16 protein-coding genes and 1 pseudogene are annotated in these 17,986 nt (G+C 60.0%); 8 read left to right on the top strand and 9 right to left on the bottom strand.

Annotated features, from left to right (window positions below):
• Window positions 1-88 precede the first annotated feature (88 nt).
• A complete protein-coding gene (locus ACLK1G_RS21015) occupies window positions 89-739 on the bottom strand; it encodes a DUF1120 domain-containing protein (protein ID WP_420767165.1) in 651 nt (216 codons plus the stop codon).
• A gap of 274 nt (window positions 740-1,013) precedes the next feature.
• On the opposite strand from ACLK1G_RS21015, the gene ACLK1G_RS21010 reads away from it, so the two are divergent.
• The gene (locus ACLK1G_RS21010) at window positions 1,014-2,579 is read left to right on the top strand and encodes a phospholipase D family protein (RefSeq protein ID WP_420767164.1); all 1,566 of its coding nucleotides are present in this window, start codon (window positions 1,014-1,016) and stop codon (window positions 2,577-2,579) included.
• A 74-nt stretch (window positions 2,580-2,653) separates the two neighbouring features.
• On the opposite strand, the gene ACLK1G_RS21005 is transcribed toward ACLK1G_RS21010, so the two are convergent.
• The gene (locus tag ACLK1G_RS21005) at window positions 2,654-3,796 is read right to left on the bottom strand and encodes an MFS transporter (protein WP_420767163.1); all 1,143 of its coding nucleotides are present in this window, start codon (window positions 3,794-3,796) and stop codon (window positions 2,654-2,656) included.
• 444 nt (window positions 3,797-4,240) lie between these two features.
• On the bottom strand, window positions 4,241-5,734 hold the full coding sequence (locus ACLK1G_RS21000) for an aldehyde dehydrogenase (protein ID WP_420767162.1): 1,494 nt from the start codon (window positions 5,732-5,734) through the stop codon (window positions 4,241-4,243).
• 232 nt (window positions 5,735-5,966) lie between these two features.
• Here ACLK1G_RS21000 and ACLK1G_RS20995 point away from each other — a divergent pair, with 232 nt between their 5' ends.
• Complete coding sequence (locus tag ACLK1G_RS20995) at window positions 5,967-6,329, top strand: cupin domain-containing protein (protein ID WP_420767161.1); 363 nt, start codon at window positions 5,967-5,969, stop codon at window positions 6,327-6,329.
• 115 nt (window positions 6,330-6,444) lie between these two features.
• Here ACLK1G_RS20995 and rpmG read toward each other — a convergent pair whose 3' ends face one another.
• Both rpmG and rpmB read right to left on the bottom strand, forming a co-directional pair.
• Window positions 6,445-6,600 (bottom strand): 50S ribosomal protein L33, encoded by a 156-nt coding sequence (gene rpmG, locus ACLK1G_RS20990; protein WP_003177274.1) that lies wholly within the window; start codon window positions 6,598-6,600, stop codon window positions 6,445-6,447.
• Window positions 6,601-6,611: 11 nt separating this feature from the next.
• Window positions 6,612-6,845: a 50S ribosomal protein L28 gene (rpmB, locus tag ACLK1G_RS20985; RefSeq protein WP_003177273.1), complete on the bottom strand. Its 234-nt coding sequence runs from the start codon at window positions 6,843-6,845 to the stop codon at window positions 6,612-6,614.
• 448 nt (window positions 6,846-7,293) lie between these two features.
• Here rpmB and ACLK1G_RS20980 point away from each other — a divergent pair, with 448 nt between their 5' ends.
• A complete protein-coding gene (locus ACLK1G_RS20980; protein WP_420767160.1) occupies window positions 7,294-8,880 on the top strand; it encodes an ABC transporter substrate-binding protein in 1,587 nt (528 codons plus the stop codon).
• 134 nt (window positions 8,881-9,014) lie between these two features.
• Here the strand turns inward: ACLK1G_RS20980 and radC are convergent, their stop codons facing one another.
• On the bottom strand, window positions 9,015-9,689 hold the full coding sequence (gene radC / locus ACLK1G_RS20975) for a RadC family protein (RefSeq protein WP_420767176.1): 675 nt from the start codon (window positions 9,687-9,689) through the stop codon (window positions 9,015-9,017).
• Between the two features lie 144 nt (window positions 9,690-9,833).
• Here radC and coaBC point away from each other — a divergent pair, with 144 nt between their 5' ends.
• The 4 genes and pseudogenes from coaBC (at window position 9,834) to argB (ending at window position 14,087) form a co-directional block, all read left to right on the top strand.
• Window positions 9,834-11,042, top strand: a complete 1,209-nt coding sequence (coaBC, locus tag ACLK1G_RS20970) for a bifunctional phosphopantothenoylcysteine decarboxylase/phosphopantothenate--cysteine ligase CoaBC (protein WP_420767159.1) — start codon at window positions 9,834-9,836, stop codon at window positions 11,040-11,042.
• Window positions 11,043-11,047: 5 nt separating this feature from the next.
• Window positions 11,048-11,503, top strand: a complete 456-nt coding sequence (dut, locus tag ACLK1G_RS20965) for a dUTP diphosphatase (protein ID WP_030138214.1) — start codon at window positions 11,048-11,050, stop codon at window positions 11,501-11,503.
• Between the two features lie 236 nt (window positions 11,504-11,739).
• A pseudogene (locus ACLK1G_RS20960) lies at window positions 11,740-13,155 on the top strand (phosphomannomutase/phosphoglucomutase); the annotation flags it as partial.
• A 26-nt stretch (window positions 13,156-13,181) separates the two neighbouring features.
• Window positions 13,182-14,087 carry an acetylglutamate kinase gene (argB, locus tag ACLK1G_RS20955; protein WP_030138216.1) on the top strand — a complete coding sequence of 302 codons (906 nt, stop codon included), beginning with the start codon at window positions 13,182-13,184 and terminating at the stop codon, window positions 14,085-14,087.
• A gap of 194 nt (window positions 14,088-14,281) precedes the next feature.
• Here the strand turns inward: argB and pyrE are convergent, their stop codons facing one another.
• A complete protein-coding gene (gene pyrE / locus ACLK1G_RS20950) occupies window positions 14,282-14,926 on the bottom strand; it encodes an orotate phosphoribosyltransferase (protein ID WP_060740059.1) in 645 nt (214 codons plus the stop codon).
• 83 nt (window positions 14,927-15,009) lie between these two features.
• Between pyrE and crc the strand changes: the two genes are divergently transcribed.
• Entirely contained in the window at window positions 15,010-15,789 is a 780-nt protein-coding gene (crc, locus tag ACLK1G_RS20945) for a catabolite repression control protein Crc (RefSeq protein ID WP_013694557.1), read from the top strand.
• Between the two features lie 95 nt (window positions 15,790-15,884).
• On the opposite strand, the gene gltS is transcribed toward crc, so the two are convergent.
• Both gltS and ACLK1G_RS20935 read right to left on the bottom strand, forming a co-directional pair.
• Entirely contained in the window at window positions 15,885-17,093 is a 1,209-nt protein-coding gene (gene gltS / locus ACLK1G_RS20940; RefSeq protein ID WP_420767158.1) for a sodium/glutamate symporter, read from the bottom strand.
• 494 nt (window positions 17,094-17,587) lie between these two features.
• The gene (locus tag ACLK1G_RS20935; RefSeq protein ID WP_186615200.1) at window positions 17,588-17,956 is read right to left on the bottom strand and encodes a DUF4870 domain-containing protein; all 369 of its coding nucleotides are present in this window, start codon (window positions 17,954-17,956) and stop codon (window positions 17,588-17,590) included.
• Between the last annotated feature and the right edge of the window lie 30 nt (window positions 17,957-17,986).

The raw sequence follows: 17,986 nt of genomic DNA, 5'->3' as shown, positions 1-17,986 counted from the left end.
CGGCATCAAACCTAGCTGCAGGAGCACGGCTCCTCAGGCGAATCGATGGCCCTTCAGACGCGCATTACGCGTCGTCATGCGCCAGGAGTCAGAGATAAAACACATCGAACGTAACCGAACCGTCGAGATCGAAGTCATCGGTGGTGGCCGGTAATTCGGACGTGGCGCGAATGACCGCGGCGACTTTCATCGGGAAGGTGTGAAGACGAGCCGGTGCGGGACCGGCTGCCGGGCTACCCCCCCAGGAGTAAGTCGTTGGCGCATTGGTCACCAAACCATTGGTCGGCACGCTCCAGCCCGGATTGGCCGCCGTTCGTAGCAGCAGTGACTGCAAAGCGCCGTCGGCCCGAGGCTGGCCACTCAACAAACCGAAACCACCGATGCCGACCCCCTGGGTGCTACCCAGGCCGTAATACAGATCATCGCCTCGGCTTCCGTTGAAGGACAGGCCCGGCACTTTGGAAGCACCGCGGTTGTCAGTCACGGCAATTTCCACGGCCGCCGGAGCGGAGCAGGTGATTTGCAGGCTGACGTCCCGCTGAGGAAGATCGTTCTGCCGATCGGGGGCCAGGGTGGACGAAAAAATCCGGCCTAGGTTGACATCGCTACCACCGGCAAATGCCGGAACGCAGGAGGTCGGAATGACCCGGCCAGTTACATTCAAATCAACACTGGCCGCCTGGGCGATCAGGGGCGTGGAAGCAGCAGCCAGCATGCTGGCCAGGATTATTTTTTTCATGATTACTTACCTGTGGAATGGGAGGGAGTGAAGTCATGCGATGGCTATCAGGGAAGGAAACCAGCCACCGGCAGCAATGCCTGCGTATCGTTGCCTACCAGATGGGATTTTTCTGTAGGAAAAGGCTCCTCGACGCGCCATGTTTTTCAGCAAAACGCGTGGCTCTCTTGGCCTTGGAGGCGGTGTCCCACACCCAAGGGGCATCGCATCTCGCAGGCATGACGGATCAAAAAGCCGTGCCATACTCCTTCGCAACGACCCGGGATGATTCGACTTGAAACCCCACGTTCCCCTGACTTTCGCTCTGTTGCTCGCCACGACTCTCTGCGGCTGCGCGAGCCTGGATATCACTCGCGAGCCCAGCCAGGCGCTAGCGGCGGAGCATTCGACCTTCGGTCGCTCAGTCCAGGCCCAAGCCGCTCTTCACGAGGGCCGCTCGGGCTTTCGTCTACTGTCGGACAGCTCCGAGGCGTTCACCGCCCGTGCCGAATTGATCCGCAACGCTCAAAGCAGCCTGGACTTGCAGTACTACATCGTCCATGACGGGATCAGCACGCGAATGCTGGTGGACGAGTTGCTCAAGGCCGCCGACCGGGGCGTACGCGTGCGCATCTTGCTGGATGACACCACCAGCGACGGGCAAGAGGAGACCATCGCGACGCTCGCTGCCCACCCCAACGTCCAGATCCGCCTGTTCAACCCTTTGCATCTTGGCCGCGCCACCGGCGTGACCCGCGGCCTCGGGCGGCTGTTCAACCTGTCGTTGCAGCATCGAAGGATGCACAACAAGCTTTGGCTGGCGGACAACAGCATGGCGATCGTCGGGGGCCGAAACCTGGGGGATGAGTATTTCGATGCCGAACCCAACCTGAACTTCACCGACATCGACCTGCTCGGCGTCGGGCCGGTGGCCGAGCAGCTGGGACATAGCTTCGACCAGTATTGGAACAGCGCCCTGAGCAAGCCCATCGAGCAGTTCATGTCCCATCGGCCCACCGCCCAGGACTTGGCCGACAGCCGCTTGCGCCTGCAAGCGTCCCTTGATCAGACGCACAAGGAAAACCAGGCGCTGTATCAACAGCTGACCACCTACAAGACCCAGCCACGCCTGGACACCTGGCGCAGTCAATTGATCTGGGCCTGGAACCAGGCATTGTGGGACGCGCCGAGCAAAGTACTGTCAAGGGATGAGCCTGACCCCCAATTGCTGCTGACAACGCAACTGGGGCCGGAGCTGACCGGAGTGAGCAAGGAATTGATCATGATCTCGGCCTACTTCGTCCCCGGCCAGCCGGGCCTGGTGTACCTGACCAGTCGCGCCGATGCCGGCGTGTCGGTGAGCCTGCTGACCAACTCCCTGGAAGCCACTGATGTGCCCGCTGTTCATGGCGGCTACGCGCCGTATCGCAAGGCCCTGTTGCAGCACGGCGTGCGCCTGTTCGAACTGCGACGACAGCCGGGCGACAATGGCAGCAGCCCACATCTGTTCTATAGCAAATCCTACGGCGAGTCGGACTCCAGCCTGCACAGCAAGGCGATCATCTTCGACCGGCAGAAGTCCTTCATCGGCTCGTTCAACTTCGACCCGCGTTCGGTCCTGTGGAACACCGAGGTCGGTGTCCTGGTGGACAGCCCGGAGCTTGCCGACCAGGTGCGCGAGCTGGCGTTACAGGGGATGGCGCCGACCCTGAGTTATCAAGCGCGGCTTGAAGAGGGAAGAATGGTATGGACCACCGAAGACAACGGCAAGCTACACGACTTGGACCGCGAGCCAGGCAGTTGGTGGCGCCGGTTCAATGCCTGGTTCGCCACGACGATCGGGCTTGAGAGCATGCTCTGAGGGTTGACTGCTTTTCTGGCAGTCCGCCTTTGTGGCGAGGGAGCAAGCTCCCTCGTCGCCGGCCTCTTCTAACTTCAGGCGGGCTGTGTCGCTCCGAACGCGCCTTGTCGCAACAACAGAATCACCAACCCGAACGCCCCCGCAGCCATGAACAGGGGCAGCGCGTGCCCGCTGATCCATTGGCTGCCCGCCCCCGCCAACAAAGGTCCAACCAGGCATCCAATGCCCCAAAGCTGGGCAATATGAGCGTTGGCCCGGACCAACGCATCGTCGCGATAACGCTCGCCGATCAAAATCAGCGACAAGGTGAACAGCCCTCCCGCGCTGGCACCAAACAGCACCCACAGCGGCCAGATGAAGAGCGTGTCGATCAGCAGCGGCACTGCCAGGCTGGACAACATCAAGACCACCGCGCAGCCAGTGAACAGCGAGCGACGCGAAAGGCGATCGGCCAGCGCACCGATGGGCAATTGCAGCAAGGCATCGCCGACCACCACTGTGCTGACCATCGCCAGCGCGACATCGGCGCTGAAGCCCTGGCGCAAGCAATAGACGGGCAGCAACGTCAGGATCATGGCTTCAAAGGCGGCGAACAACGACACGGCCCAGCCAATCGCCGGCAAGCCCCGGCAAAAGCCCCAGAGATCCTTGAAGGTGACACTGCTGGCTTCACTGCTGGGCGCCCCGCTACGGCCAAGCAACAATAAGGGCGAGACCAGCAGCAGGCCGACGCCCACCCAGAAGCCATAGTCGTGGTCGGTCCCAAGGGCGCCGAGCAGCAACGGACCGGACAGTTGGCTCAACGCATAGCTGCTGCCGTACAGCGCGACCAACCGGCCGCGCCATTGTTCGACGACCAATTGATTGATCCAGCTCTCGCCAAGGATGAACACCAGCGTCAGGACCACGCCGATCAACAGCCGCAGCAGCAACCACACCGGATAACTGGGCAACAGCGCCAGCAACCCGATGGACAGCGCCCCGCCCCAAAGGCACAGGCGCATCAATGCCGCCGTGCCGAAGCGCGCCGCCAGTCGGCTCGATACCTTGGCCCCGACCAGCACCCCAACGGCCGGCATGGCGGCCATAACGCCGATGGCGAACGAACCGTAACCCCAGCCCTCCAGCCGCAGCGACACCAGCGGCATGCTCACGCCCAGGGCCAGGCCGACACTCAGGACAGACGCCAACACGGCGAAATAAGTCGCCCAACGCATTTCCCTGCTCCTGTAGCAATCACTCAAAACCAATGCGGGAGCGAGCTTGCTCGCGATGGCGGTCATACATTCATCATATTTGCCGACTGTCACACCGCTATCGCGAGCTCGCTCCCACACAGAGGTCACAGAACGCGGAATATCAGCGATCAGCGACGACGCTACCCCGTGGCGAGGGAGCTTGCTCCCGCTCGGCTGCGAAGCAGTCGTAAAAGCTGGGGCCGCTTCGCAACCCAGCGGGAGCAAGCTCCCTCGCCACTGTGGCTGGGCTGGAATGATGATTTCTGAACGCCAGAAAAACCTGTGGGAGCGAGCTTGCTCGCGATGGCGGCGCGACATTCAACGATGTCGTCGACTGTCATACCGCTGATCGCGAGCAAGCTCGCTCCCACAGGGGACTAGCGCTACTTGAGGGCCCGAACCGGATCCGGAGCCGTCATTTCATCAGAGCTTGATCCAGGTCGCCTTCAGCTCGGTGTATTTGTCGAACGCATGCAACGACTTGTCCCGGCCGTTACCGGACTGCTTGAAGCCACCGAACGGCGCGGTCATGTCACCGCCGTCGTACTGGTTGACCCAGACGCTGCCGGCGCGCAGCGCCTTGGCGGTCAGGTGGGCCTTGGAGATGTCCTTGGTCCACACCGCGGCAGCCAAGCCGTATGGCGTGTCGTTGGCGATCTGGATGGCTTCTTCGGCGCTGTCGAAGGCGATGACGGACAATACCGGGCCGAAGATTTCTTCCTGGGCGATCTTCATTGCGTTGCTCACGCCATCGAAGATCGTCGGTTCAACGTAAGTGCCGCCGGTCTCTTCGAGGATCCGCTTGCCGCCCGCCACCAGCGTGGCGCCGTCGCTGTGACCGGCCTCGATGTAGGACAACACGGTATTCATCTGCTGGGTATCGACCAGGGCACCGACATTGGTGGCCGGGTCCAGCGGGTTGCCAGGCTTCCAGCCCTTGAGGGCCTCGATCACCAGCGGCAGGAAGGTGTCCTTGATGGAACGCTCCACCAGCAGGCGCGAGCCGGCGGTGCAGACTTCGCCCTGGTTGAAGGCAATGGCACTGGCGGCGGATTCGGCGGCGGCTTGCAGGTCCGGGGCATCGGCAAACACGATGTTCGGGCTCTTGCCGCCGGCTTCCAGCCAGACGCGCTTCATGTTGGACTCTCCGGAATAGACCATCAGTTGCTTGGCGATCCGAGTCGAGCCGGTGAATACCAGCGTATCGACATCCATGTGCAAGGCCAGCGCCTTGCCAACGGTATGGCCGTAGCCCGGCAGAACGTTCAGCACACCTTTGGGAATACCCGCCTCAATTGCCAGGGCGGCGATACGGATCGCGGTCAGCGGGGATTTTTCCGATGGTTTCAGCACCACGGAGTTACCGGTGGACAACGCAGGGCCGAGCTTCCAGCAAGCCATCATCAGCGGGAAGTTCCACGGCACGATGGCGCCGACCACGCCGACGGGTTCGCGGGTCACCAGGCCTAACTGATCGTGGGGCGTCGCGGCCACTTCGTCGTAGATTTTGTCGATGGCTTCACCGCTCCAGCTCAGCGCCTGGGCGGCCCCGGGCACGTCGATATTCAGCGAATCGCTGATCGGCTTGCCCATGTCCAGGGTTTCCAGCAGGGCCAGCTCCTCGGCGTTCTGCTTGAGCAGCCCGGCGAAGCGAATCATGGCGGCTTTGCGCTTGCTCGGCGCCAGGCGCGACCAGACGCCGGAATCGAACGTGGCGCGAGCATTTTCGACGGCGCGCTGGGCATCGGCCACGTCACAGCTGGCGACCTTGCCCAGCAGGCGGCCATCGACCGGGCTGAGGCAATCGAAGGTTTCGCCGGACACCGCATCGGTGTATTCGCCGTTGATGAAAGCGCGGCCTTCGATCTTCAGGTCGCGGGCACGCTGTTCCCAGTCGGCACGAGTCAGGGTGGTCATGCGAGTGTCCTCCTCTTATTGGGTAGGAACGCCGCGGCACCCGCAGCGCTCAAGAATTCTGCCCGGCCAGCCCGTTTTTGGCGCTGTTATCGGCACGGAACATCCGCCACCCTAAACCAGCCGCTGCTAATGTTTCAATATATTTGACATAACGCTGGCAAACGGCCTTGCGATGTTCGTTTTAATAAACATAGACTCGAGGCCTTCCACGCTATCTCCGGGGATCACTTGCATGCATATTCAGGACATCGTCGATTTCAGCCAGGCCAACACTACCCCCGAACGCTATCGCCCGGACCCCACCAAAATACTCAAGGGTGATCCTGAACAGGCGGTGTTCAATCATTACAACAGCCCATGCGGCCAGATGAATGCCGGGGTCTGGGAAGGTGCGGTCGGCCAGTGGACGGTCAACTATACGGAACACGAATACTGCGAAATCGTTCAGGGCGTATCGGTGCTGCGGGATGCCGAAGGCAATGCCAAGACACTTCGGGCGGGCGATCGCTTCGTGATTCCGGCCGGGTTCAAGGGCACCTGGGAAGTGCTGGAGCCTTGCCGCAAGATTTATGTGGTGTTCGAGCAGAAGGCCTGAGGGTTTTGTGCAGTCTGGGCTTGCTCGCGATGGCGCCCTGACAGACAAGACACCGGTAACAAAAAAGGCCCGTATCTCGCGATACGGGCCTTTTTCGTAAAGAAGGAAAAATCAATTACTTGATTTTGCCTTCCTTGTAGATCACGTGCTTGCGAACAACCGGATCATATTTCTTGATCTCGATTTTGTCCGGGGTAGTACGCTTGTTCTTGTCGGTAGTGTAGAAGTGACCAGTACCGGCGCTCGAGATCAAACGAATCAATTCACGCATGATTAGCTCCCTTAAACCTTGCCATCGCGACGAAGTTCGGCCAGCACGACACTGATGCCACGCTTGTCGATGATGCGCATGCCCTTGGCAGATACGCGCAGACGTACAAAACGTTTCTCTTCTTCAACCCAGAAGCGGTGATGCTGCAGGTTCGGCAGGAAACGACGACGGGTTTTGTTGTTTGCGTGGGAAATGTTATTCCCAGTCACCGGACCCTTACCGGTAACTTGACAGACTCTCGACATGCCTCAGCCCTCTAAAACCACATGCCCAACCCGGCATGGGTTGGCCGCTTAATCTCTCAGTCATTTGGCGCCAGGCGCCGCGTTTCTTTAAGGGTCTTACCGGCTACACCTACAGTGAAGGAACCGGGCCCCTAGAAAAGAGCGCTGCTTTATACCAGAAAGACCCCAGCACAACAACAGCCGGTGTGATTTGTCTTCGTGGGAAATCATCAATCGGCAGCCCCGGGCGGCTGGGGCAAGGGCCGGCGATGGCCTTACCGCTCGTCGCGACGCGCAGGTTTTTTTCAATCGATGCCGGGTTCCAACCCAGGGCACCTCCTGCGAAGCGCAGGAAAGAGTGCCGGAAAATGCAAAATGGGGATAGTCATTTGCAGGCGAGCCCACTAGGGTAGACCTTTTCCAGACTGCACTCGCAGATGGGCCTCCGACCTGCACAGGAAATCAAATCATGCGCCTCGCTGCCCTACCACTGATGCTCGCCCCTCTGCTGATCAGCCCGCTGGTCCAGGCCGCCGCCCTGAGCGTATGTACCGAGGCCAGCCCGGAAGGGTTCGATGTCGTTCAATACAACTCGTTGACCACCACCAATGCTTCGGCCGACGTGCTGATGAACCGCCTGGTGGACTTCGATACGGCCAGCGGGAAAGTGGTCCCGAGCCTGGCCGACAGCTGGGAAGTGTCGCCCGATGGCCTGACCTATGTGTTCAAGCTGCATCCACGGGTCAAGTTCCACCACACCGACTATTTCACACCGCACCGCGACTTGACCGCCGAAGACGTCAAGTTCAGCTTCGACCGCATGCTGGATCCGGCCAACCCTTGGCATAAAGTGGCGCAGAGTGGCTTCCCACACGCTCAATCCATGCAATTGCCGTCGCTGATCACAAAAATCGACGCCCTGGACCCGCTAACGGTGCGATTCACACTGGACCATGCCGACTCGACCTTCCTGGCGACGCTGAGCATGGGCTTTGCGTCAATCTATTCAGCCGAATACGCAGACCAGTTGCTGAAAGCCGGCAAGCCGGAACAACTCAACAGCCAGCCCATTGGCACCGGCCCGTTCATTTTCAGCCGTTTCCAGAAAGACGCCTCGATCCGCTACAAGGCCAACAGCGAATACTTTGGCGGCAAGCCTCAGGTCGACCCCCTGATTTTCGCCATTACCCCGGACGCCAATGTTCGCCTGCAGAAACTGCGGCGCAATGAATGCCAGATCGCGTTGTCGCCCAAGCCGTTGGACGTACAGGCCGCCAAGCAAGAGCCTACGTTGAAAGTGGAACAGACTGACGCCTTCATGACCGCCTTCCTGGCGATTAATAGCCAGCATCCCCCCTTGGACAAACCTGAAGTCCGTCAGGCTATCAATCTCGCGTTTGACAAGCCCAGCTACCTCAAGACCGTTTTCGAAGGCACCGCCGAAGCGGCCAACGGTCCTTACCCCCCAAACACCTGGAGCTACGCCAAAAACCTGCCCGGCTATGCCCATGATCCGGCCAAGGCTCGGGACCTGCTGGCCAAGGCCGGTTTGAAGGAGGGCTTCAAGACCACCATCTGGACTCGCCCTTCCGGCAGTCTGCTCAACCCCAACCCGAGCCTTGGCGCCCAACTGCTGCAATCGGACCTGGCGGAAATCGGCATCCAGGCGGAAATCCGCGTGATCGAATGGGGCGAGCTGATCCGCCGCGCCAAGGCTGGCGAGCATGACCTGCTGTTCATGGGCTGGGCCGGTGATAACGGCGATCCGGACAATTTCCTCACGCCGCAATTTTCCTGCGCGGCGGTCAAGTCCGGCACCAACTTCGCCCGTTATTGCAACCCGGACCTGGACAAGCTGATCAGTGCCGGCAAGACCACTGGCGAGCAAGGTGTCCGCACCAAGCTCTACGAACAGGCACAGGCTCAGATCCAGCAGCAGGCCCTTTGGCTGCCGTTAGCGCACCCGACCGCCTTCGCATTGACCCGCAAGGATGTGCAGGGGTATGCGGTGAGCCCGTTTGGGCGCCAGGATTACTCCAAGGTCAGTCTCAAGTAACCCCAGCCCCACAGCCCCCCTGTGGGAGCGAGCTTGCTCGCGATAGCCGCGCATCAGACACATCAATGCTGACTGAGCAACCGCTATCGCGAGCAAGCTCGCTCCCACAAAGGGTCTTGTTCGTCAGATCGAACCTACATCCACCCATACTCCGCCATGGACAGTGGCTCCCCATCGCCAACGATGAAATGATCGAGCACCCGCACATCGATCAGCTCCAGCGCCTCCTGAAGCCGCTCGGTGAGCATTCGGTCGGCCTGGCTGGGCTCGGTGTTGCCGGAGGGGTGGTTGTGGCACAGGATCACGGCAGCGCAATTGTGGGCCAGGGCCCGCTTGACCACTTGCCGAGGGTGAACGGTGGCCGTGGCGATCGAGCCGCGAAACAGTGCTTCAAACGCCAGCACCTGGTGCCGTGAATCAAGGAACAGACAACCAAAAACCTCATGAGGCTCGTGGCGCAGCATTGACTTCAGATAGTCACGAACAGCCTGCGGATCCTCAAGCATTGATTTTTGCCGCATCCGCTCTGCCAGATGTCGCCGGCCCATTTCGAGAACTGCCCGTAACTGTGCGAATTTCGCCGGGCCCAGGCCCATCTGACTGCTGAACGTAACCTGGTCCGCTTCAAGCAGCGCGCGCAGGCAGCCAAATTGACTCAATAGGTGTCGCGCCAGATCCACCGCGCTTCTGCCCGCCACCCCCGTGCGCAAGAAAATCGCCAGCAACTCGGCGTCCGAAAGACTCTCCGCTCCCGACGCCAGTAACCTTTCCCGCGGCCGCTCGGCCACGGGCCAATCCCGAATACTCATGGCATCTCCCTGATAGTGGGCGCCGCTGTTCCATAGCGGACGCTGTGATATCTTAGCCCATCTTTTTTGCAGGCGATTTTCACCCAGGCAGCTCACGCCAAGGGTTTCGCTCTGCGCTGACCACTGAAATCGAAAGGCAGGCCTATGCAGCGGCTGTATCGGAAACGCATCGTTCTGGGCGTCGGCGGCGGCATTGCCGCCTACAAGAGCGCCGAGCTGGTTCGCAGGCTTATCGACCAGGGCGCGGAAGTGCGGGTCGTCATGACCCGTGGCGGCAGTGAATTCATCACGCCGCTGACCATGCAGGCCCTGTCCGGCCACCCGGTCCACCTGGATCTGCTCGACCCGGCGGCTGAAGCCGCCATGGGCCATATCGAACTGGCCAAGTGGGCCGACCTGGTGTTGATCGCCCCGGCCACGGCCGACCTCATCGCCCGCCTGGCCCAGGGCATCGCCAATGACCTGTTGACCACCCTGGTGCTCGCCACCGACGCGGTGGTCGCCGTGGCACCGGCCATGAACCAGGCCATGTGGCGCGACCCGGCCACCCAGGCCAATCTGGAACTGCTTGAAAGTCGCAACTTGAAAGTCTTCGGTCCAGCTTCCGGCAGCCAGGCCTGCGGCGATGTCGGGATGGGCCGCATGCTAGAAGCCACCGACCTGGCCCAATGCGCCGCCGACTGCTTCAAGCGCGAAGCCCTGACGGGCAAGCACGTATTGATCACCGCCGGGCCGACCCAGGAAAACATCGACCCGGTGCGCTACATCACCAACCACAGCTCAGGAAAAATGGGCTTCGCCCTGGCCGAAGCCGCCGTAGAGGCTGGCGCCCGGGTGACGCTGATTACCGGCCCCGTGCACCTGCCGACCCCAGACCGGGTGACCCGTATCGACGTCGTCAGCGCCCGGGACATGCTCGCGGCCTGCGAAGCGGCCATCCCTTGCGACCTGTTCATCGCCTCGGCGGCAGTGGCGGACTACCGGCCTGAAGTCGTCGCCCCGCAAAAATTGAAGAAAGACCCTACGAGCGGCGACGGCCTGCTCCTGCAAATGGTGCGCAATCCCGATATCCTCGCCACCATCGCCACCCGCCCCGACCGACCGTTCAGCGTGGGTTTCGCCGCCGAGACCGAACACCTCCTCGATTACGCCGCGCGCAAGCTCAAGGACAAGAATCTGGACCTGATCGTCGCCAACGACGTCGCCAACCCGAGCATTGGGTTCAACAGCGAGGAAAACGCCTGCAGCGTGATCGACCGCCAGTTGCACGCCACGCTTTTCGCCCAGACCAGCAAGGGCAAGATCGCCCGCCAACTGATCACTTTCATCGCCGAACGGCTGAACCAGGTTTAATCTCAATGCACGCTCTACAAGCCAAGATCCTCGACCCACGCATCGGCAACGAATTTCCATTGCCGCAGTACGCCACACCGGGCTCCGCCGGCCTCGACCTGCGGGCCATGCTCAAGCAGGACACCGTCCTGGAGCCGGGCCAGACCCTGCTGATTCCGACCGGCCTGTCGGTCTATATCGGTGACCCGGGCCTTGCCGCGCTGATCCTGCCACGCTCGGGCCTGGGCCATAAGCACGGCATCGTGCTGGGCAACCTGGTCGGCCTGATCGATTCGGACTACCAGGGCGAACTGATGGTGTCCTGCTGGAACCGTGGCCAGACCGCTTTCAACATCGCAGTGGGCGAACGCATCGCTCAGCTTGTGCTGGTGCCAGTGGTCCAGGCCCACTTCGAACTGGTCCAGGAATTCGACGAAAGCCAACGTGGCGCCGGCGGCTTCGGGCATTCCGGCAGTCATTGATACTGCGTTGCAGCCGGGCACCTTGCCTGGCTGCTTTATTAAGCTTCTGTTTCAGGACGAAAAATGCGCAACGGCTGGCGACAAGGTTTCCCACCGGGAATCAAGGTTTTAGACGGTTCAGACCGGGATACCGCTGTCTCATGGCACGCTCCCACCGCGAACTCTCTGCCAAAAACGCCGTCATACCCTTCAGCTTGAGCCTGCCGACGCCCCTGTCGGCGTGTCCAGTCACTTTCCTGATAGAGCGCCCGCCCATGAACACCCCAGCCGCAATCGCCCCGATCTTTCCTGACAGTATCTTCCGCGCCTACGACATCCGTGGCGTCGTGCCGGAAACCCTGACGGCTGAAACCGCTTACTGGATTGGCCGCGCCATTGGTTCCCAGAGCCTGGCCCAGGGCGAACCGAACGTGAACGTCGGCCGCGATGGTCGTTTGTCCGGCCCGGAACTGGTCGAGCAATTGATCAAGGGCATTGCCGACAGTGGTTGCCATGTCAGCGACGTCGGCCTGGTGCCAACACCGGCGCTGTACTACGCCGCCAACGTGCTGGCTGGTAAATCCGGCGTGATGCTCACCGGCAGCCACAACCCGTCGAACTACAACGGCTTCAAGATCGTCATCGCCGGCGACACCCTCGCCAACGAGCAGATCCAGGCCCTGCACACCCGCCTCAAGACCAATGACTTGAGCAGCGGCCAGGGCAGCGTGACCAAGGTCGACATTCTCCCGCGCTACAACGATGAGATCGTCAAGGACGTGAAGCTCGCTCGCCGCCTGAAAGTGGTGGTCGATTGCGGCAACGGCGCGGCTGGCGTAATCGCCCCCCAACTGATCGAAGCCCTGAACTGCGAAGTTATCCCGCTGTTCTGCGAAGTCGACGGCAACTTCCCGAACCACCACCCGGACCCGGGCAAGCTGGAAAACCTGCAAGACCTGATCGCCAAAGTCAAGGAAACCAATGCCGACCTGGGCCTGGCCTTCGACGGCGACGGCGACCGCGTGGGCGTGGTGACCGAGACCGGTAGCGTCGTGTTCCCGGACCGCCTGCTGATGCTGTTCGCCAAGGACGTCGTGGCACGCAACCCCGATGCGGAAATCATCTTCGACGTGAAATGCACCCGTCGCCTGGTGCCGCTGATCAAGGAATACGGCGGCCGTCCACTGATGTGGAAAACCGGCCATTCGTTGATCAAAAAGAAAATGAAACAGAGCGGTGCCCTGCTGGCCGGCGAAATGAGCGGCCACATTTTCTTCAAGGAGCGTTGGTTCGGTTTTGATGACGGCATCTACAGCGCGGCACGCCTGCTGGAGATTCTGAGCAAGGAAACATCCACTGCGGAAGAACTGTTCGCAACCTTCCCGAACGATATTTCTACGCCGGAAATCAATATCCATGTGACCGAAGAGAGCAAATTCAGCATCATTGATGCACTGCACGATGCCCAGTGGGGCGAAGGCGCCGAACTGACCACCATCGACGGTGTGCGGGTCGACTACCCACAAGGCTGGGGCCTGGTTCGCGCCTCCAACACCACGCCGGTGCTGGTGCTGCGCTTCGAGGCCGACAACGAGGCCGAACTGCAGCGCATCAAGGATGTGTTCCACACCCAACTCAAACGTGTTGCACCCGATCTCCAACTACCGTTCTGATTTTTGAATCACCACCGGAGCCCTGAATGACCCTCGAACGCGAAGCCGCCGCCAACACCGCCAAGGTCCTGTCCGAAGCGTTGCCTTATATCCGACGCTATGTCGGCAAGACCCTGGTGATCAAGTACGGCGGCAACGCGATGGAAAGCGAGGAGCTGAAAACCGGCTTTGCCCGCGACATCGTGCTGATGAAGGCCGTGGGCATCAACCCGGTGGTGGTGCACGGTGGTGGCCCGCAGATCGGCGACCTGCTCAAGCGCCTCTCCATCGAGAGCCATTTCATCGACGGCATGCGCGTCACTGACGCACAGACCATGGATGTAGTGGAAATGGTGCTCGGCGGCCAGGTCAACAAGGACATCGTCAACCTGATCAACCGTCACGGCGGCAGCGCCATCGGCCTGACCGGCAAGGACGCCGAGCTGATCCGCGCGAAGAAGCTCACCGTTACGCGCCAGACCCCGGAGATGACCCAGCCGGAAATCATCGACATCGGCCAGGTGGGCGAAGTGGTCGGCATCAACACCGACCTGCTGAATTTGCTGGTCAAGGGCGACTTCATCCCGGTCATCGCGCCAATCGGCGTGGGTGCCAACGGTGAGTCGTACAACATCAACGCCGACCTGGTGGCCGGCAAGGTCGCCGAGGCGCTGAAGGCCGAGAAGCTGATGCTGCTCACTAACATTGCCGGCCTGATGGACAAGACCGGCAAGGTCCTGACCGGCTTGTCGACCCAGCAAGTCGACGACTTGATCGCCGACGGCACCATCTACGGCGGCATGCTGCCGAAGATTCGTTGCGCGCTGGAAGCGGTACAGGGCGGTGTGGGAAGTTCGTTGATCATCGACGGTCGCGTGCCGAATGCGATCCTGCTGGAGATCTTCACCGATACCGGCGTGGGTACGTTGATCAGCAATCGCAAGCGTCCTTAAGCGATACCTGCAAAAAAAAGACCCCGCTCAACCTGGTTGAGCGGGGTCTTTTTTTACACCACGCTCCAGATGATGCTTGTGTGGCGAGGGAGCTCGCTCCCGCTCGATTGCGCAGCGATCGCAAAAATATTGGGGCCGCTGCGCGACCCAGCGGGAGCAAGCTCCCTCGCCACAAGATCAAATCAAGAGCGATTTCAAACGCCAAACTGCGCCCGATAAGCCTCAACCGCCGGCAGATGCTGCTTGAGCTGCGGATCATCGGCCAAGAATTCCAGCACCTGGTTCAGCGAGACAATGCTGATCACCGGGATGCCGAAGTCGCGCTCAACTTCCTGAATTGCCGAAAGCTCACCATTGCCGCGCTCCTGGCGGTTCAGGGCGATCAGCACGCCGGCGGCCTTGGCGCCTTCTTGCGAGGCGATGATCTGCATCACTTCGCGAATGGCGGTGCCGGCGGTGATGACGTCATCGATGATAAGCACATCGCCGGTCAGCGGCGCGCCGACAAGGCTACCGCCCTCGCCATGGGCCTTGGCTTCCTTGCGGTTGAAGCACCAGGGCAGGTCGCGGCCATGGTGTTCGGCCAGGGCGACGGCGGTGGTGGCGGCCAGGGGAATGCCTTTGTAGGCGGGCCCGAACAATACGTCGAACGGGATGCCGCTCTCGACGATGGCCGCGGCATAGAACCGACCCAACTGCGCCAGGGCGGTGCCGCTGTTGAACAGGCCGGCGTTGAAGAAGTACGGACTGGTGCGCCCGGACTTGAGGGTGAACTCACCGAAGCGCAGAACACCGCGATCGATGGCAAAGCGAATGAAATCGCGCTGATACGCCTGCATGAAAAAAAGCCTCAAATACCGCGGATTTAGCTAAATAGGTACACGGCGTGTATCATACACGCACGTGATTTTTGGGGCCATTTATGCGGATCATCAGTGTGAACGTCAATGGTATTCAGGCTGCAGTGGAGCGTGGTTTGCTCAGTTGGCTGCAAGCACAGAATGCCGACGTCATCTGCCTGCAGGACACCCGCGCCTCCGCCTTTGAACTGGACGATGCAGCCTTCCAACTGGATGGTTACTTCCTTTATGCCTGCGATGCTGAAGTCCCCGCCCAGGGTGGCGTGGCTTTGTACTCGCGGCTGCAACCGAAGGCTGTCATCAACGGTCTCGGTTTCGAGACGGCGGACCGCTACGGGCGCTACCTGCAAGCCGATTTCGACAAGGTCAGCATCGCGACCTTACTGCTCCCTTCGGGGCAGAACGGCGATGAAGATTTGAATCAGAAATTCAAGTTGATGGACGACTTCGCCCGTTACCTTGATAAACAGCGGCGCAAACGTCGCGAGTACATTTATTGTGGCTCGCTGTACGTGGCGCAACAGAAGCTGGATATCAAGAACTGGCGCGACAGCCAGCAATCTCCTGGTTTCCTGGCGCCGGAACGGGCCTGGATGGACGAGATCATTGGCAACATGGGCTATGTCGACGCCCTGCGTGAAGTCAGCCGCGAAGGCGACCAGTACAGCTGGTGGCCGGACAACGAGCAGGCCGAGATGCTCAATCTCGGCTGGCGTTTCGACTACCAGTTGCTGACGCCTGGGCTGCGCCGCTTCGTACGCAGCGCCCGCCTGCCGCGCCAGCCACGGTTCTCGCAGCACGCGCCGCTGATCGTGGACTACGATTGGACGCTGACGATCTAAGCGTATGGACGAGCTGCTTCAGGCCGACCGGTCATAAAAAATACCCGTATCGCGAGATACGGGTATTTTTTTGGAGCATGTATCCGCTTCAGGCTTCAAGCCGCAGCAAATAACGGCAGGGCAAGGTACAGCTTGATGACGATGACGTTGACGATATCGATGAAGAACGCTCCCACCATGGGTACCACCAGAAACGCTATCTGCGAGGGTCCGTAGCGCTGGGTCACGGCCTGCATGTTGGCAATCGCCGTCGGCGTAGCCCCCAGCCCGAAACCGCAATGCCCTGCCGCCAGGACCGCGGCGTCGTAGTGGCTACCCATCAGCCTGAACGTCACGAAAATCGCAAACAAAGCCATGATCAACGTCTGGACTGCCAAAATGATGAAGATTGGCAAGGCCAGTGACGCCAGGTCCCACAACTTGAGCGACATGAGTGCGATCGCCAGGAACAGCGACAAGCTGACGTTGCCAAGCACAGACACTTCACGCTCGAAAACCTGATACAAGCCAAGCGCCGAAAGACCGTTGCGCAAGATTACCCCCACGAACAGGACGCAAACGAACGTCGGCAACTCGAATGCGGTACCGTGGAGCTGCCCGTTCAGGAGCGTGCCAGCCAACAGGCTGACAGCGATAAGAGCAAGTGTCTCGATGAACGAGAACGGCGTGATCGAGCGTTCTTCGTTCGGCTGCTCGAACCCCTTGGGCGCGCGAGGCTTTTGCGACTCAAGGCAACCGGGCACTTGGACACGCTTGATGAGCAGGCGAGCAACCGGACCACCGATCAAACCGCCCAACACCAAGCCAAACGTCGCAGAAGCCATCGCGAGTTCGGAAGCGGAAGCCAGGCCGTATTTCTCACTGAACACCGTTCCCCACGCTGCGCCTGTTCCATGGCCGCCCGCCAAGCTAATCGAGCCGGTCAGCAATCCCATCAAGGGGTCGAGCCCCAGCGCTTTTGCCAGCCCGATGCCCATGGCGTTCTGGACCACCAGCAAGCCGGTCACCGCCAACAGGAAAATCCCCACCACGCGCCCGCCTCTTCTCAGGCTGGCGAAATCCGCACTCAGGCCGATCGTGGCGAAAAAAGCCAGCATCAATGGCGTTTGCAACGAAGTATCAAACCGGACTTCAATATCAAGTGCGCGCAAAGCCAAAAGAACCAAAGCCACTACCAGCCCGCCTGCTACAGGCTCGGGGATATTGTAGACACGCAGAAAACCAACACGGCCCACAAGCCCACGTCCCAGTAAAAGTACCAGGGAGGCGGCGACAAGCGTGCCGTAGAAATCGAGCTGAAACATGAATATCCATCTTTTCTGTATCTATTCAAGGGCGAACTTTTTACCTGGACACGCCACTTGAGCAGGTTGAATGCTCAACACTGATTGGTCTTTAATTCAAACGCCTTCAATGGCTTGAATATATCGAAATATTTCACGGAGAATATTGCTTGGAGCGACTCTATCAACCGAAGACTATCGATGCCAAGCATATGGGCCACGCGAGCATCGCTCAGTTGTGACTAAAAGTTTAAGAGCGGCAATATACCTATACAAGAGACCATGCGCAGCTGGACACGACGGCTGTTGCAATGAACGGTTTTGTGACATCAACCTCTGAGTTCTTAACTTCTTGTTTCGATACTTCCATCAGTGATGGAATCACATCAAGCAAGAATCCATTTCTACGAAGCGTTATCAGACTTTTCCGATTGTTTTTATAGAAACACCAAGTTTCGCACCCCTAATAAAAATGCCCCGATAACCGGGGCATTTTTATATCGCGGCGCTGTTCGCTATTTAACCAACCGCCAGGTAAAGGGATATCGGTACGGCTGCCCCTCATTGGCTTTCACACCGCCAATAATGGTCAGCACCAGCGCACCGATGGCGACCAGGCCAAACAGGAAGAAACCGATCACCACGATCATCAGCAGCAAGCTGATCGCCGCAGCGATCGCCACAGTGATTTGGAAGTTCAGCGCTTCCTTGCCCTGGGCATCGATGAACGGGTCGGATTCACGCTTGAGCTGCCAGATGACCAGCGGCCCGATCAGCGAACCGAACGGAATGAAAATTCCCAACAGTGCAGACAGGTGACAAAACATTGCCCATTGCCGCGCTTCTTTGCTCGGTTGGGGCAACAGGACTTGCTCATCACTCATGACATTCTCCTTGTCTGAAGCGCACAACAA

This window comes from Pseudomonas algeriensis (genome assembly GCF_048847255.1).
GTDB lineage: Bacteria > Pseudomonadota > Gammaproteobacteria > Pseudomonadales > Pseudomonadaceae > Aquipseudomonas.
Note: the sequence above shows the minus strand (reverse complement) of the source record. Positions and strands in the feature narration are given on the sequence as shown.

Coding starts and splice junctions, on each gene's coding strand:
- ACLK1G_RS20980 (WP_420767160.1), top strand. CDS start 7,294: ATGCGCCTCGCTGCCCTACCACTGATGCTCGCCCCTCTGCTGATCAGC.
- radC (WP_420767176.1), bottom strand. CDS start 9,689: ATGAGTATTCGGGATTGGCCCGTGGCCGAGCGGCCGCGGGAAAGGTTA.
- ACLK1G_RS21000 (WP_420767162.1), bottom strand. CDS start 5,734: ATGACCACCCTGACTCGTGCCGACTGGGAACAGCGTGCCCGCGACCTG.
- ACLK1G_RS21005 (WP_420767163.1), bottom strand. CDS start 3,796: ATGCGTTGGGCGACTTATTTCGCCGTGTTGGCGTCTGTCCTGAGTGTC.
- gltS (WP_420767158.1), bottom strand. CDS start 17,093: ATGTTTCAGCTCGATTTCTACGGCACGCTTGTCGCCGCCTCCCTGGTA.
- ACLK1G_RS20995 (WP_420767161.1), top strand. CDS start 5,967: ATGCATATTCAGGACATCGTCGATTTCAGCCAGGCCAACACTACCCCC.
- crc (WP_013694557.1), top strand. CDS start 15,010: ATGCGGATCATCAGTGTGAACGTCAATGGTATTCAGGCTGCAGTGGAG.
- dut (WP_030138214.1), top strand. CDS start 11,048: ATGCACGCTCTACAAGCCAAGATCCTCGACCCACGCATCGGCAACGAA.
- argB (WP_030138216.1), top strand. CDS start 13,182: ATGACCCTCGAACGCGAAGCCGCCGCCAACACCGCCAAGGTCCTGTCC.
- pyrE (WP_060740059.1), bottom strand. CDS start 14,926: ATGCAGGCGTATCAGCGCGATTTCATTCGCTTTGCCATCGATCGCGGT.
- ACLK1G_RS20935 (WP_186615200.1), bottom strand. CDS start 17,956: ATGAGTGATGAGCAAGTCCTGTTGCCCCAACCGAGCAAAGAAGCGCGG.
- rpmB (WP_003177273.1), bottom strand. CDS start 6,845: ATGTCGAGAGTCTGTCAAGTTACCGGTAAGGGTCCGGTGACTGGGAAT.
- rpmG (WP_003177274.1), bottom strand. CDS start 6,600: ATGCGTGAATTGATTCGTTTGATCTCGAGCGCCGGTACTGGTCACTTC.
- coaBC (WP_420767159.1), top strand. CDS start 9,834: ATGCAGCGGCTGTATCGGAAACGCATCGTTCTGGGCGTCGGCGGCGGC.
- ACLK1G_RS21015 (WP_420767165.1), bottom strand. CDS start 739: ATGAAAAAAATAATCCTGGCCAGCATGCTGGCTGCTGCTTCCACGCCC.